The organism is Pedobacter jeongneungensis (assembly GCF_000633455.1).
GTDB classification, from domain to species: Bacteria; Bacteroidota; Bacteroidia; order Sphingobacteriales; family Sphingobacteriaceae; genus Pedobacter; species Pedobacter jeongneungensis_A.
Genome location: NZ_AYMG01000012.1, coordinates 71343 through 87343 on the forward strand (window position 1 = coordinate 71343; position 16001 = coordinate 87343).

General features: G+C 36.3%; 14 protein-coding genes. 7 read left to right on the forward strand and 7 right to left on the reverse strand.

What is annotated here, in order from left to right; all coding sequences use genetic code 11:
• The first annotated feature begins 8 nt into the window (after positions 1-8).
• From U859_RS0111510 to U859_RS0111520, 3 genes are read left to right on the forward strand one after another with little or no spacing between them, the layout of a single operon-like run.
• Complete coding sequence (locus U859_RS0111510) at positions 9-2642, forward strand: lantibiotic dehydratase (protein WP_025143522.1); 2634 nt, start codon at positions 9-11, stop codon at positions 2640-2642.
• A 5-nt stretch (positions 2643-2647) separates the two neighbouring features.
• Positions 2648-3481 carry a thiopeptide-type bacteriocin biosynthesis protein gene (locus U859_RS0111515; RefSeq protein WP_025143523.1) on the forward strand — a complete coding sequence of 278 codons (834 nt, stop codon included), beginning with the start codon at positions 2648-2650 and terminating at the stop codon, positions 3479-3481.
• 2 nt (positions 3482-3483) lie between these two features.
• On the forward strand, positions 3484-5352 hold the full coding sequence (locus U859_RS0111520) for a lanthionine synthetase LanC family protein (protein WP_025143524.1): 1869 nt from the start codon (positions 3484-3486) through the stop codon (positions 5350-5352).
• Between the two features lie 104 nt (positions 5353-5456).
• Here U859_RS0111520 and U859_RS0111525 read toward each other — a convergent pair whose 3' ends face one another.
• From U859_RS0111525 to U859_RS0111550, 6 genes are all read right to left on the reverse strand, one after another.
• Positions 5457-5648: a pinensin family lanthipeptide gene (locus U859_RS0111525; protein WP_025143525.1), complete on the reverse strand. Its 192-nt coding sequence runs from the start codon at positions 5646-5648 to the stop codon at positions 5457-5459.
• Between the two features lie 256 nt (positions 5649-5904).
• Entirely contained in the window at positions 5905-6120 is a 216-nt protein-coding gene (locus U859_RS0111530) for a hypothetical protein (RefSeq protein WP_025143526.1), read from the reverse strand.
• 42 nt (positions 6121-6162) lie between these two features.
• Positions 6163-6975, reverse strand: a complete 813-nt coding sequence (locus U859_RS0111535; RefSeq protein ID WP_025143527.1) for a hypothetical protein — start codon at positions 6973-6975, stop codon at positions 6163-6165.
• A gap of 15 nt (positions 6976-6990) precedes the next feature.
• Positions 6991-7371: an SRPBCC domain-containing protein gene (locus tag U859_RS0111540; RefSeq protein WP_025143528.1), complete on the reverse strand. Its 381-nt coding sequence runs from the start codon at positions 7369-7371 to the stop codon at positions 6991-6993.
• A complete protein-coding gene (locus U859_RS0111545) occupies positions 7358-10045 on the reverse strand; it encodes a DUF3857 domain-containing protein (RefSeq protein WP_025143529.1) in 2688 nt (895 codons plus the stop codon). Before U859_RS0111545 ends, U859_RS0111540 begins: the two co-directional genes overlap by 14 nt.
• A 13-nt stretch (positions 10046-10058) precedes the next feature.
• Complete coding sequence (locus U859_RS0111550) at positions 10059-11249, reverse strand: acyl-CoA dehydrogenase family protein (RefSeq protein WP_025143530.1); 1191 nt, start codon at positions 11247-11249, stop codon at positions 10059-10061.
• Positions 11250-11362: 113 nt separating this feature from the next.
• Between U859_RS0111550 and U859_RS0111555 the strand changes: the two genes are divergently transcribed.
• Both U859_RS0111555 and U859_RS0111560 read left to right on the forward strand, forming a co-directional pair.
• The gene (locus tag U859_RS0111555; RefSeq protein ID WP_025143531.1) at positions 11363-11731 is read left to right on the forward strand and encodes a dihydroneopterin aldolase; all 369 of its coding nucleotides are present in this window, start codon (positions 11363-11365) and stop codon (positions 11729-11731) included.
• 1 nt (position 11732) lies between these two features.
• The gene (locus tag U859_RS0111560) at positions 11733-13136 is read left to right on the forward strand and encodes an FAD-binding oxidoreductase (protein WP_025143532.1); all 1404 of its coding nucleotides are present in this window, start codon (positions 11733-11735) and stop codon (positions 13134-13136) included.
• A gap of 89 nt (positions 13137-13225) precedes the next feature.
• Here U859_RS0111560 and U859_RS0111565 read toward each other — a convergent pair whose 3' ends face one another.
• A complete protein-coding gene (locus U859_RS0111565; protein ID WP_029985669.1) occupies positions 13226-13708 on the reverse strand; it encodes an acyl-CoA thioesterase in 483 nt (160 codons plus the stop codon).
• A 76-nt stretch (positions 13709-13784) separates the two neighbouring features.
• Here U859_RS0111565 and U859_RS0111570 point away from each other — a divergent pair, with 76 nt between their 5' ends.
• Positions 13785-14219 (forward strand): Hsp20/alpha crystallin family protein, encoded by a 435-nt coding sequence (locus U859_RS0111570; RefSeq protein ID WP_025143533.1) that lies wholly within the window; start codon positions 13785-13787, stop codon positions 14217-14219.
• Between the two features lie 294 nt (positions 14220-14513).
• Positions 14514-15830 (forward strand): hypothetical protein, encoded by a 1317-nt coding sequence (locus U859_RS0111575; RefSeq protein ID WP_025143534.1) that lies wholly within the window; start codon positions 14514-14516, stop codon positions 15828-15830.
• Positions 15831-16001 lie beyond the last annotated feature (171 nt).

Sequence of the window (16001 nt, forward strand, 5' to 3'; positions counted from 1 at the left end):
CTATCAATATGAGCTTACAGATTTTTCCTTATTCTTTGGTGCGTTACGCCGGATTGCATCATCAACTTTTTGATCAGCTAAAGCTAAAAGATTTAACCAATCTATTAAAATCTTATAATACAATAATCGCTGAAAAAGAGCAGTTAAAAAATAGTTTTTGCGATGCACTGTATCCCATAATAAATCAACAAAAAGATGATAAAGTAAGACAGCAGATGATTAATCTTAAACGGCAGATATTCAATGATAAAAAGATAAATTATGGTCATGTTGGTTTACTGCCAGAAGAACTGCAGATCAACCTGTACATTTATTTAAATAAGGTAGAAGAACTTACTGTTTTCGAGAATAAGAATGCTTTAAAATTTGATCAAGAACAAAATCTTCAGCGAAAATGGCTGCAAGAAATATCACAACTACCTGAACTTCAAAATGGTCTTTTATTGTCCAGTCCATTGCTATACGAGCAATTAAGCAGTTTTATTAAAAAAGATAGCGGAAGCTTTAAACAAAAGGAGCAACGCATCATGTTTAGCCTGCTACGCTACATCAGCAGGATGGCCTTTAAAACATCGCCTTTCAGTAGTTTTACCTATACAGGTTTAGCGACTTTAAGCACAGCAGGAAAGTTCAATCCCATTCATGAAGTTAATAGCCGCTTAAAATTAAATAATGCAATATTCGAATACCTCAAGTCAATATTAAAAAGACATCCCTTGTTAAATGAATATTTATTGATTAAACTGAATATAACCGCAGAAATTAGAGAAAATAAAATCTGCTTTTTAAGCAATTTCAATAACGTAGAATCTTTTCAGCAGATCAATGCAAATGGCTTACAGCTAATTATTTATCAATATCTGAATGAAAATCAGCATCCTGTTTCACTTAAAAGATTGATCTTAAATCTTGACCAATATCTGGAAAACCCAGATCACGAAAGCATCAAAATATACCTGTTAAAACTAATTGAAGCGGGAATGATCGAAATGGACCTGGGATTTTCAGGCATGGATCAGGAATGGGACCATAAACTATTGCTTTTTCTTGGATCCTTAAAAGGAGTGGAGCCATCGGTAATACCACTTATTGCACTTTTTGAAAATCTACAGAAACACCGGTTTGAATATCGCTCAGCCAATTCTTCTGCCCGTTATCGGCTTCTTCAGGAAGCAGAGAAAGAACTGAACAATGCCTTTGCTGCGTTACAGCAAGAAGCCGGACTTCCGTTTCACACCAGTGTTTCTGATCAGAAAATAGATCAGGAAAGCCCGGGAGCAGAAACATTTTCAGTCGATAAATTTGTACCATATTACTTTTCAGCCAGAAATATTTTTTTCGAGGATTGCTTTACTGCTGAAAATTTAATACTTCCCGAGTCAAAGATTAAAGATTTTGTCACTAAAACAGAAGAACTGATCAATTATCTGCTTCCGCTTGATGTGATGCGTAAAGAAAGGAATAAAATGCGTGATTTCTTTTTACAACATTATCATAACAATGAATCAGTTGCTTTAACAACTTTTTATAAGGACTATTATTTTTATGTTAAAAAACCCGAAAAAGAAAGCGAATTGACTCTGGAAACTAATTTTTTAGCCTTAAAACATTGGAAAAATTCCGTTTTAGTAAAATTATCGCAAATTGATACTGCTGATGAAAACCTTATTAAATTAGATAGTAATTTCTTTTCAGACCTTTCAAATGATCGCGATTTGTCGCAAAATTCTACAGCAGGGATGTTTGTGCAGTTTGCCGAGGATGAAAATGGTTTTTATGGTGTTATAAATGCTTTATTGCCCGGAATGGGCAAAATAAGTGGTCGGTTTTTATCGCTTTTTGATCAAAAACTTACAGAAAGCCTTGTTCAACATAACGAAAAACTGTATCCCGATAAAATTAAGGTGGAGTTGAATGATGCTTCAACATTCAACGCGAATATCCATCCACCATTATTAAACCATGAACTTGAACTTCCTGGGGGAAATAACATCTATCCACCGGACAAACAATTTAATGTGCACAACTTAAGGGTTCGATATGATGCTGAAAAAGATAAACTCACGCTTAATAAAGATAATTCGGAATTGTACAGTTACGATTTGAGTTTAGAATCTTTTTACAATAGGTCTAATCTTTATCAGTTGCTTGCGCATTTCAACCCTGATGCCCGCATCTCTCTGCAACCTTTTATTCAACTGGTCGATCAGTTTTACCAGGATAAGCTTCCTGTTCCGGCACCAGATTTATTTGTACTGCCCAGAATAGTTTATGCAGATAATGTGGTCATCAGGCGTAAAACGTGGCGTATAAAAACGGCTATTGTTCCACATCAGGAGCAGCTGGAAACAGACTTTGAATATTTTATCAGATTAAATAACTGGCTTATTGATCATGAAATACCAAAACAGATTTTTCTCTTCCTTCGGAAACGTGCTTATCAGGTTAAATCTGATGAAAAAAGGGAAGGTTTGCACGATGATTATAAACCACAATACCTTTCTTTTGATAATCCTTTATTGATAGCACTGTTTAAGAAATTGCTGTTAAGGGCTGGCCATTACATTACGCTGGAAGAGGTATTTCCGAAGCCAGATCAGCATCCGGTACGAGAATATTTAATACAATGGTACAATAATTAGTGGCTATGGAAAATCTTGAAGAAAAATGGCTATCAATATATATATTCTACAATGGAGATGCAGATCAACTTTTGAAACAGATGGTACATCCTTTTATCCGGCAAAGGGTTTACCGATGGTTTTTTATCAGGTATTGGGAAGGTGGGGATCATATTCGTTTGAGGTTAAAAGTTGCGGTTGATCAGCATGATTCTATCATTAAAAAGTTTAGTTTACAAAAAACACTGATCAAGTCGGTTCAAATTGCAGCATACGAGCCTGAAATAGAACGATATGGCAATATTCAAAGCATGGCCTGGGCAGAACACTATTTTGAATGTTCTTCTGTATACATCTTAAACTGGATTACGAAAAAGGAAGTAAATCAATCGGTACTCATACAAGCTATAAAACTACACCTCACCTTGTTATTTGCCTCAAAATATGATGACAAAATATTGATTGATATATGCAATTTCTTTTTAGAAGGCTGGCTACCTAAACTCTTCAACCAAACAGATCCGAAAGAAACGCAAAGGTTGTTTTGGCTAAATCAATTTGAAACGGTTTTCGAAACTTCAAAACATCAGATTATTAAAGCAGCAGATCAATTTTGGCAAAGGCTGAATAAGAGAGAAATAGATCATGATTTAGATGCTTATTTATCCGAAACCATCAGCGTGATGAACTTGTATAAAAGCGCTGTATTTGAAGAAGATAAGTTATTTCAGATAATTTCGAGCTTTATGCACATGAACAATAACCGATTAGGTATTTCGAATTATGAAGAAGCTTATATTATGTATTGCATTATAACGTGCCTTCAATTTATTCACGAAAATTCAGTCCATAAAGTTTAAATATGTTTACTGCAAAACAGAATGAAAACCTGGAAAAACAACTCTACGAAATTTACGGGGAATTGTATTTCAATCTTAGGGAAACTGATCAGGAAATCTGGTGGCCAACGCCATTTTACATTAACCCTGATGAATATGAGTTTAGGGAAAGTTATGACCTTTTCAACGGCAACTGTGGTATTATCCTGTTTTTTTTAGCATTATATAAATTCGATGGAAATATTGATCATTTGAGAATAGTGAATAAAGGAATGCACCGGATCTTAAATGCTAATGAGGTCCTTAACCCAAAATTCTTTGCCTTATATACTGGCTTGGGAGGAGTAGTTTATACCTGTATTAAAGTTTTTGAAGTTACAGGTGATATTTTCTACAAAGAAAAAGCACTTGAACTTACTTTGAAGAATCAATTGCAATTGACCACAGGTTTGTTGAAAACCGATCTTTTAAGTGGTTATAGCGGTAATTTATTAATGCTGACACTGCTTTATCATCATACCAACCATCCAGAAGTTTTAAATGAGGTTAGTTCATTAATCGATCGGTTAATTGCTGAAGCGCGGATTTCAGAGCAGGGCTTAAAATGGGATTATTCCAGCTCTAAAAAGGCTTACGATAGCATGACGGGGTTTTCTCATGGCGCATCTGGCATAGCCTGGGTATTGATGCAGGTTGGTCAGTATTTTAAGGCTGCGGGTTTGATTTATCTTGCCGAAGAGGCTTTAAAATATGAAATGCAGTATTACCATGCACCTGCTAAAAACTGGCTGGATTTACGTCTTGGTCCGCACCGGCTAAACAAACCTGACCTACATCAATGGAAGCTGGAAACTTTTTTACCCGAAATGACCGATGTAAATGCCTGGGCACATGGTGCTGCAGGAATAGGAATAGCAAGGGAAATGGCCTTTAACCTCACCAAAAGTAAAAATTACGATGTAGACTGCCAAAATATTCTCGATCGTTGTTTAAGTGATCTTAAAAAGTTCAATCGGACTGATTTTACACTTGTTAGTGGTTATTGCGGCATAATCCCGTTCTTGGTTCATCGTAATATGGGATCTCAAATCCTCTTCATATTAAATAAAGCTGCAGAACTGCATCAAAAAACGAAAAGTTATAATACTTATGTTTCTTGCGGTATTGATGATTACGGTCTGTTATCGGGAAAAGCGGGGATTGGTTATGTCATCCTGAATTTATTAAGTAAGAAAAATGCGGATAGCATATTAGCCCCAAAATTGCCAAAAGCCAGTGGAGAACCCTTTTTTAAAGATAAGTACAACAAAAATCAGGTTAAAAAATCCGTTTTTTCAAAATATTTTGCCAGAACATTGGAAAAATTAGATGCTGTCGATTTTACGTTTTTTGACACTGAAGGTATCCATGATTTTAAAACAAGGCTCGTATCAAAAAACAATGGTGCAGAAATTCAAAACTTATTCGATTTAGAAAGCAGGTTAGTTGATTTGTGGAAACGGCATAAAGGTTATTTTAGCTTTGAACAGAAACATAAGTATTTGCATAAAATAACCAGCGAAAGCCTTATGATAACTGACCAAGCTTTGATGGAAAAATCTTTCAGGTTAAGTGGGCATGTAGAAATTTATCGACATAATAAAGATCTAAATATTCATTTATTGATCAGTGAAGGAAATGGAATAAAAGAATTGAAGGTTGGTGTGTTTGCGGCAATGATTTTAAATGCAATCGAGAAAGAGAAAATGAAAGGAGTGAAGCTCGTAAAATCGCTTCAATTTATTCTATTTGGTGAGAATCCAATTGAAAAATCTTTGGTTGAATTAGAGGATAAAGTGGTTCAGCAGATCCGTTTATTGATTAAGGCTGGGTTTATTAAGATAGTTGGTTAACTGGTTAATTGTTTAAATCGGTTAATTGACGCCAACCGCTTGTCGCTCAGCGCATCAAACAAGGCGCCATAAAGACGCCTTGAGATGAAAACACCTGTTATTAACTAACAAATAACGGTGGTACATTTAACAGGTGGCGTATGATGGTCATCTGTTTGTTCGGTATGGGTAGGCTCTGATAAATTACCTAAACCGCCAGATAAACGCATAGCCACTTCGCTATCAATACTGGTTACAAAACTCTCTAATTGAAGGTCTTCTAAACTTAAAGTGATTTTTTCTGATTGATTTTTCATAAAATAATTGATTAATGTTGATGCCTACTGGTGGTTACGGGGTTTCGGCTTATCCCCGGTTGCAACAGTACTAAGTTAGTTAATTGCAACTATGTTGCAAAATAAAGAGCGATATTTTTGCAACATAGTTGCGAAAATAATCAACAAAACCATTAAGATGTTGAAAATCAATTGTTTAAAAATTTTACAATAATGAGCTAGAGCACAGATTATTGCCGAACTTGATTGAAAAGAATGCCAAGAAAGATTAGGTATATTACTTTTTGTTTTTGGAAGCCATAAATACAATTACACCGGCAACTAAGATGATACCACCAGCATATGGAGGCCAGTTAACAGATTTTTCCTTATCGGCAGATATTTGAATGGGGCCTGCGTCAACAATTTTTTCTCTTTTAGTATAAGAGAAGCCAGTCCAGATGAGCATGGCGATGCCCACAACTATTAATACAATTCCTAATGTTCTGTTCATAATATTTTATTTATATCAGAACAGTACCTGATCCATTATGTTTTATTGAAATGAATAGCCGAAGCTTATTTTTTGTGCATAATTAACGTTATCAGCCAATTCATAAGAAAGAGAAAATTGCTTGATGTATAAGAAATAATTAAAAACCCAGCCAAATGAGTTTTTCCCGTTAATTTCATCGTAGGCTTTTACCCCAGATCTGAAACTATTTGCAAAATTAGGCGTACCGCCAAGAAAAAATCTAAATGCGTGCCGTATACCATGGTCATTTCTGGCTCTCCAGATCACTTCCGTAGATAATCCTGTTGTCCAAAGTATTTTTCTATTTGTTACCGCTACGTAATCTGGAATAGGGTTGTTGTATACCTCTTGTCTGAATTTGGTATAAGCCCCACCCTCGAAACTAAGTGCATTTTCAAAGTTAATGTACCTGAAATCTGTATTGCCATTAGCTGAGGTATTATGAAATCCGGCAGATAACCGTAAACCAACGCCACTAATGGATTTTTGAAATGATGGAAGATAATTCTTTAAATCAGGTGCATTTTTATCCCTATCTCCACCTTTTGCTTTTCCTACATAACCGAAAATTCCATAAGAAATATTTGCTTTTTCGAAGGTATGCGAACGGCTTATATTTGCCATTCCTAACCCGAAATTGGTACCAGTGTTCGGCGAAGTAGAACCAGCATAACTTGCTGATGCCGTTGTTAAGGTTTTTAGGGTATCTGCACCCATTGCTTTTGGCATATAACCCATATTGTTACCCAATACAGCTGGGGTAAGCAAAGATGTGCAAGAAGTAAATGCGGCAAGGAAAAGTAAAGAAGAAAGAGCGATAATTTGATTTTTCATTTTGTTGATTCTTATTTATTCATCAAAAAAATCAACCAGTCCACCTAAAAAATATTCCTGAATACCTTCAGTAAAATCCTCATAATCTTCATCAGGGATATTGGTCTGCTTAAATTCCAACGATGTTCCCTTTTTATCTTCGTGAAGTTTAATGGTTACGATAGAAGGTTCGTTTTCTTCTCCGAAATACCACTGCTGCACAATCTGCTTGCCATAAGTAAATTCGATGTTTTTACCCGTAATATCTCCATCCCAGAAAGAAAATTCCGTTCCAGGCACTTCTTCAAACTCAACTTCAGCACCTGTCCATAGTTTTATGCTTATATCTTTGGTAAGCGCTAAATAAACTTCTTCAGTTGAGGCAGGTATGTAGGTGTATTTTTTAAAGTCTTTCATTTTCTTCTATTCTATTATGCGCCTCAAAATTAGAAGTATTATTTGGAATATTATTGCTCTCGAAGTTTTTAGATAAATCTTGTATCAAAGCCATAGTCCATAAGTGTTTAGGATAGGTAAATACAAATGTGGCTTTAACCCGGTCCGATTTTAAGAAGTATAAAATCCATATGCAAGAAGCAATTGCCTGCCCTAAGAGTGTTGGGAAGGTAGTATAATAAAATGTTTTGTCTGTAGTTTCGCTCACTAAAACGACACTTAAAATATCCAATAATGCAGCTACGAATGCTAAAATTTTGAAAGTAATAATGGTTTTTGGAAAAATTTTCCTTCTTTCGAAAAATAAAAATATAATCAATATGCTTGAAGCCAATAAACAGGCATTAAAAACGCATTCGAAAATAAAAGTAAACTTAAACCCAAAAGTTGCAAATCTGCTTAGATTATCGAGGTTATCCCAATTGAGCTGATTATACAGTCCAGACTTAACTACACTGATGAAAATAGTTATTGGAGATATTGCAACTCCAATAGCAACCAATATGAGCCAGCCACCAATTTGAGGTGCGGATTTAATCGCTTCTAAATCAAAAGATTGCTTTTTGAAATAAATGATCAGCGTTAAACCAATAAATAACAGGAAAGAGAAGATCGTTAGGGTTACAAGCCAGTAATTGATGTTTGCATAAGATTTTGATGCGCTATTATTTCTTCCATTGTAGAAGCCGTTCCCATCGTAATAAATGCCATAAGATATGGTGTTTTTAATCTCTTTTTTGTCTTTAATGTACTGTTCTAAGCTATTGGTTTCCAATACAGGTTTAAAATTTTGAAAATAATAGGATAGGTATAGCGTATCAAGCTTAGAATGTGCCGAGTACAGAAAACGATAATTTTCATTATCTATATTTACATTTTCCCGTTCTACATTTGCCACAAATGGAAGTATAATATTGATCTCCTGATCGATATTGGAAGGGTATACTGTTGAAAGTGGTACATCCCTGTACTTTTTTAATGAAACAAGTTCGTCTTCAATCAGATCTCCATAAAAAAATGCAGATAATTTTGATTTATCAGATTCATCTTTTGCCCAAAAGTTTTTGATCTCGTAATCTTCTGTTACCGTAATGATATTTTCCTCCTCATTATCATCCACTTTAAGCGGTTTTTTTACGGTAAGTCCTGGATAAATCCCTACATAGTAATCTAAGTAGGTTTTTTCGTAAGAATCAATACCATCTTCGCTTAAATTTGCTCTATAATCATCAGCGTAGTTATTGGAATAGGTGGTTACTATTTTAAGGCTCGTTTTTTCTTTTTTGGCCGTGTCGCCAACTTTAAATACCGTACGTGATTTTGTTTTGCCAAGGATACGCGATGGTGTAGTTTTTAAAGCGTTGGTTCCCGGTTTTATGACCAGAACATTAGCATCGTATGGAAAATTGATACTTGTTATCGGGCCCCTTTGATCGGAAATAGTGGGGTCGATATAAATATTCCGATCGTCAATTTCAACCATTACTACCTCGTGGTTAAATACTGTCGGACTAGGTAGTAGGGCTGCTGTTTCTTTTTCAAGATAGGTATTGATAAAAACTGAATATGCCTTAATCCTATTGGCATTTAACAGGTAGCAAAGTAAAGTTGCTTTATCCTTACAATCGCCATAACGCTGTTGCAATATTTTTTCGGGCGTGTTGGGGCGGTGCGAATATTCCCCAATTTCGATGCCCATATAACGGATTTCATCCTGAACAAACCTGGTTGCAAGTGTTAGGTATTTTTTCTGATCATTTTTGGACTTAACCTTAAGCTCGGCTATTTTATCGTTAATGATTTTTGAATTTTTTAAGTCGTAATTTTTTAAATTCAGTCCCCAGTTAACAATTTCTTTCCAGCTATTGTATTCAGAAAGCTGAACCCTGGCATAGGGATTATAATAAGAAGGCTCATTATCGTTATCCGGATAAGTTTTGGTCATGGCTGTTTGCCATTCGAAAATATTAAGACCGTTTTCAGCTGTTTTTTTAAGTTTAGGCGCATCATTAAAATTTTTGGTATTAATATTGCGTTTGTTGCTGAAAATGATGTTGTTATATACATTTACAATCTGACTGCCACCTTCAAAATAAATGGTATTCGAGTATTTGGTAAAGGCCGGATTACTTCCCTTAATCGTATATGAATATTCTATTTTGTCGCCTTTTCTAATGTCGTCCAGAATTAAATAAGCAGTATATAGGCCACTGTATATAAAACGCGAAAGTTCTTTCTCCTTTTGAATAATCTTAAATTTCTGGGCGTTTAGTTTATCCAGCGGCTTGTTGTTCCGCCAGATCACCAGCTTATGAAAGATGAGTTTTTCGTAACTCGGATCGTAAGAAATAGAGATTTCGGAACCATTTTGAACGCCATTGCCCGAACTAATGTCCCTGATCATGTGCTGGTAGTATTCGTTGGTTTCCAGGTTATTTTGCTTTTCAAATAAAAAGATGTAATAACCATCCTGGATGTCTTTGTTCGCAGGTTTCTTATCTACTGTAACTACCTTTCTAATCCACGAAGGTTCTGTACGCGAGGTAGAAAAATTTTTACCCTGCGCAATTGATTCTAAGGATAATAAGGTGAAGACAAAAAGAAATAAAAGTTGGAGAGCGCTTTTTCTAAGCATATAATTATTGTTGTTATTTAAAGGCGTTTAATCCTGTTACGTCCATTCCCGTAATCAGTAAATGTATATCGTGTGTACCCTCATAGGTTACTACCGATTCGAGGTTCATCATGTGTCGCATAATCGAATACTCGCCGGTAATTCCCATTCCGCCAAGCATTTGGCGGGCATTTCGGGCAATATCGAGTGCAATTTCCACACTGTTTCTTTTGGCCATCGATATTTGCTCAGCCGAAGCCCTGTTTTCACTTTTTAATACGCCTAAACGCCAAACCAAAAGCTGACCTTTGGTTATTTCGGTTACCATTTCAGCCAGTTTCTTTTGCTGTAACTGGAAACCACCAATGGGTTTCCCAAACTGTACACGTTCTTTTGAATAGCGTAGAGCAGTGTCGTAGCAGTCCATTGCTGCGCCTAAAGCGCCCCAGGCAATACCATAACGCGCCTGGTTTAAGCAGCCCAACGGTCCTTTTAATCCGCTGATTTCAGGGAAAATATTTTCTTTAGGTACTTTAACATGATCAAAAACCAATTCACCTGTTGCTGAAGCCCTTAAACTCCATTTGTTATGTGTTTCCGGAGTCGAAAATCCTTCCATTCCACGTTCTACCACCATTCCCCTGATCTTGCCTGATTCATCTTTTGCCCAAACCACAGCAATATCTGCAAAAGGGGCGTTGCTGATCCACATTTTGGCACCGTTTAATATATAGTGGCTCCCTGCATCTTTAATGTTCGTTACCATTCCGCCCGGATTAGAGCCATGATCAGGCTCTGTTAATCCGAAACAGCCCATCATTTCGCCACTAGCAAGTTTAGGGAGGTACTTTTTACGTTGCTCTTCTGTACCATAGACATAAATAGGATACATTACCAACGAGCCCTGAACAGAGGCGGTTGAACGGATACCAGAATCGCCACGTTCAATTTCCTGCATCAAAATTCCATAAGCCGTATAATCTAAACCGGCTCCTCCATACTCAACCGGAATGGTTGGTCCAAAAGCACCAATATCAGCTAAACCTTTTATTAAATGTTTTGGGAATTCTGCTCTCTGAGCATAATCTTCAATAATCGGGCTAACCTCTTTTTTTACCCAATCTCTCGCTGTTGCACGGATTAATTTATGCTCATCGGTTAACAGTTCGTCCAACAAATAATAGTCTGGTGCCTCATAAAGGTCTTTTTTTGTTGATTTGCTCATGTAATTTCGTGTTATCTGGTTAAGAAATCGCGTTCATTTCAAAGGTAACAATTTACGGCAAGGGGCATTATATTCATGAATAAAAATTTAATTTTGCAGCTTACAGAACATACATGAGCCATTTCAAACAAACAGTAGCCTTAAAAGATGTAAAATGTTTTGCCCTGCATGGTTATTATCCGGAAGAGCAACTTATTGGAAATCATTTTGTTGTAGATTTAGAAACAGAATTTATACCACGAGGTTTTGATGATGAACTGGCTCAGACCGTTAATTATGAAGATCTGAATAATATCATTCTCCAGGAAATGAAGCATACTCAAAAGCTTTTAGAGACGGTTTTGAAGAATATCATTTCTAAAGTAATTGAACTTTATCCTTTTATTGATACCATTCAAGTGAGCATGAAGAAATTAAATCCGCCTATGCCTGGCCAAATCGGACACTCTTTTGTTAAATTATCTTACACATCAGCCAAATAAAATGAATTTTACCAAGATAAATCCTGAAATTTTAGCAGAAATTAAAGCGGCAATAGGAGCAGATAAAGTTTTTACTGATGCGGAAAGTTTAAATCATTACAGTCACGATGAAACGGAAGATTTACGCTATCAGCCCGAAATTGTGGTGAAACCAAATTCTCCGGAAGAAGTTTCTGCAGTGCTGAAAATCTGTAACGCACATCATGTTCCAGTAACGCCCAGAGGAGGTGGTACAGGTTTGAGTGGCGCCGCTTTACCAATTTATGGCGGTGTTTCCTTATCAATGGAAAAATTTAAAGCCATTATCGATATTGATACCGAAAACTTACAGGCAACGGTTGAACCGGGCGTAATTACAGAAGAATTTATTAATGCTGTTGCCGAAAAGGGACTTTTATACCCAGTTGATCCAAGCAGTAAAGGATCTTGCTTTATTGGTGGCAATGTGGCCCATGGTTCTGGTGGACCAAGGGTGGTGAAATATGGAACGATACGCGAGTATATTTTAAATCTGGAAGTGGTTTTGCCTAACGGTGATATCATCTGGACAGGTGCCAATACTTTAAAATATGCATCAGGTTATAATTTAACGCAGTTAATGATTGGTTCGGAAGGGACTTTAGGTGTGGTTACCAAAATTGTAACCAAACTTTTGCCTAAACCAACCCAATCCGTTTTAATGATGGGCTCTTTTAGTACTAACGAAGATGCATGCGCAGCTGTCTCAGCAATTTTTAGGGCAGGGGTTACGCCATCAGCTTTGGAGTTTATGGAAAGGAAAGGTGTGGAGTGGGTAATTAAATTTGACGATATTAAATTTGATTTAAAGGATGATGTTGCTGCATTGTTGATGATTGAGTTTGATGGCGATGATTTAGATGATATTTTTAAAAATTGTGAGAAAACCAATGTGGTGTTAGAAGAGCACAACTGTACAGAAGTTTTGTTTGCGGATACTGCTTCTCAAAAAGAAGAACTCTGGCGGATGCGCAGAACAATGGCCGAATCTGTAAAATCGAATTCTGTATACAAGGAAGAAGATACCGTTGTTCCGCGTGCAGCTTTGCCTAAATTAATCAGTGGAATAAAAGAAATTGGAACAAAATACGGTTTCGAAAGTGTTTGTTATGGTCACGCTGGTGATGGAAACCTGCATGTAAACATCATTAAAGCCGGAATGAGTGATGAAGACTGGAAAAATAAACTCAAATTCGGCATTGCCGAAATATTCGAATTAACCACTGTTTTAGGTGGAACTTTATCTGGTGAACACGGAATTGGTTTGGTGCAAAAAGAATTTATGCCGATCAAATATTCCGAAATCCATCTTAATTTAATGAGGGGCATTAAAAATGTTTTCGATCCGAATGGAATATTAAACCCTGGAAAGATTATGCCTGATTAATATTCGTCACCCTGAACTTGTTTCAGGGTCTTTATGGTAGCTTTTTATATTAAGATGCTGAAATAAATTCAGCATGACGACTGGTATTTTTACAGCTGTTCAAACCCCAGCATTTTCTGTTTTTCTTCTTCTGGGATTGCGGTGGGTTTACCTGTGGAGTAATCAACCGCAATGCAAACGGTTTTGCCTTTACTGCAGATTACTTCTTCAGTCCCTTTTATTTTTACAATCTGGTAATCCAGGTCAAAACTGGTATTGCCAATTCTTGATGTTTTTACATGGATGGCTATTTTATCGTTCATTACAATGGGTAAAATATAATCCAGCTCTGCATGGGCAATCACGATTCCGGTTTTCTTCCAGTCCCATTTTATAATTTCTTCCCAGTATTTGGTTCTGGCAATTTCGAGGTAAGTAAAGTAGATAGAATTATTTACATGCCCCATTATATCGAAATCAATAAAGCGCAAATGAATATTGGTTTTATAGTTGAATTTGTCTGAAAAAGCCTTAATATCTGTCAATTTGTCTTTTGATTTAGATTTATTTTGCCAAAATGTCTTAAAAATCATAAATATTTGGATTGGTATATAAGTTGAATAGGATGAATTATCAATTTAAAAATTAAAAAAATAAAGAATAAGCGATATGACACTAGTAAATTTTAACAACAGAACCCGTAACACAGCTCCTTACTTTAACAATGTTTTTGATTCATTGTTTAGCGATGCCATAACTAAAAACAAAATGGTTGATAAATCGCCAAATGTGAATATTCATGAAAATGAAACTGCTTACGTTATTGAGTTAGCTGCTCCGGGATTAAAAAAAGAAGATTTTCAGATCAATTTAAAAAAAGACACGCTTTCTGTTTGGGCAGAAGTTAAAAAAGACGAAACCCAGGTAGCTAAAGATTTTACACGTAAAGAATTTGATTACAGCTCTTTCGCAAGATCATTTAATTTACCTGATAGTGCCGATGGCGATAACATTACTGCTGAATATAAAGATGGTATTTTATCAATCAACATCAGCAAAAAAGACGATGCTAAATTACAACATAAAGAAATTATAGTATCGTAATAAAATATTCTCGGAAGAGGATTTTTCATAATAGTTTGGTTTAAGTTTAGGTTTTATAAGGTTAATGCCGGATGGCATTAACCTTATTTTGTTTATAGAAATTCGTCATTTCGACCGAAGTGGAAAAATCTGCTGATTGGATTTAAAATATAGATCTCTCCTCAGAAGGTTCGGGACTATGCTTCATCAGATAGCTATCGAACCAATATGACGATTAAAGGAATGCAGTATTTAGATTGATTTTAAGTTGCATTCTTAAAATCACGTTAATCTCATTTTTCGTACTTTTGCGGCATGGAGAGAGAAATTCTGGATACAAAGCGTAAAGCACTTAAAATAAACCTTGACCCACGAATTTACGGCACCTTTGCCGAGATAGGAGCGGGACAGGAAGTTTCGAGAAACTTTTTTAATGCTGGCGCAGCATCCGGAACGGTTGCCAAAACGATGTCGGCTTACGACATGACTTTTAGTGACGCTATTTATGGAGCAGAAAGTAATGGTCGTTATGTAAGTCAGAACCGCCTTTTGCAGATGCTCGATCATGAATTTGGTTTACTTAATGAACGTTTATCGGGCGAAAAATACGAAAGCCGTACTTTTTTTGCTTTCGCTGATACCGTTACTACCCTGAATTATAAACGTACAAATGAACCTCATGGCTGGGTTGGTATTCGTTTCCAGAGCGAACCGGGCGGCTCACCAAATGAAATATTCTTCCATGTGCGTTTGTTGGATACGGATGTGAACATGCAACAGCGTGTTTTAGGGATAATTGGTGTAAACCTGCTTTATGCAGCATTTTACCATTATCAGGATCCAAAACTGATGGTAGAATCTTTAGCTGATAACTTAACCATCGGATCTGTAGAAATCGACCTGATTTCGGTTAAAGGACCAGCTTTTCCTGAAGTGGATAACATCTTGCTTAATCTGTATATGATTATGAAAGATTTTTCTGCAGCGGCCATTTTCGATGCAGATGCACATCCCAGGCAGGCCAAAGATCTGTTGTATAAGAAAGATATCATGATCTTACGTACCAAATATGGTCAGAAATCGTTGCCTAACTTTAATCTGTTCAATAAAGCTACCGATCAGTTTAAACGTACAAATAAAGTAGAGGAGGGGAACCTTGCGGTAATGATAGAGGTTTTGTTAACCAATGTTTTAACGGATGGACAAGAAACCCCTGATGATATTGACCTGGAAACGGTGGCTAAAAGAGCACAGGAAATGTGCGATACGGGCAACATTGTAATCGTATCTAACTTTACCCGCCATAACCGTTTAGCGAAATATCTGGCAAGGTGCAAGCCTAAAAGTGTTGGATTGGCAACAAACATCAACAACTTGAAATTTGTATTCAATTCTAAAAACTTTACCGGCGAAAATTATTCAGGTCAGTTATTAAGCTACGTGAACGATATGTTTAATACCAATGTGCGTTTATTTGCCTATCCTTTCCTGGATAAAAAAACCAATCAGGTAATTACCACAGCCAATATGCCGGTTACACCAGAGGCAAAACCTTTATTCGACTTTCTTTTGATAAACGGGTATATTACTGATATTAAAGATTATAGTGAGGACGAGGTGAAGACCGCTTAAGGTTTACATGCTGTCATTCTGAGGCTAAATTTATCGCATAAAAATCAATATTAACGAATAAGGATTTTTAGTGCATTCTAGGTCGTGTGAATCGTCATTGCGAGAAGGCTTTTTCAGCCGACGAAGCAATCTTTATGGCAGGGATCACTATTATGAAAGATTGCTTCGTCG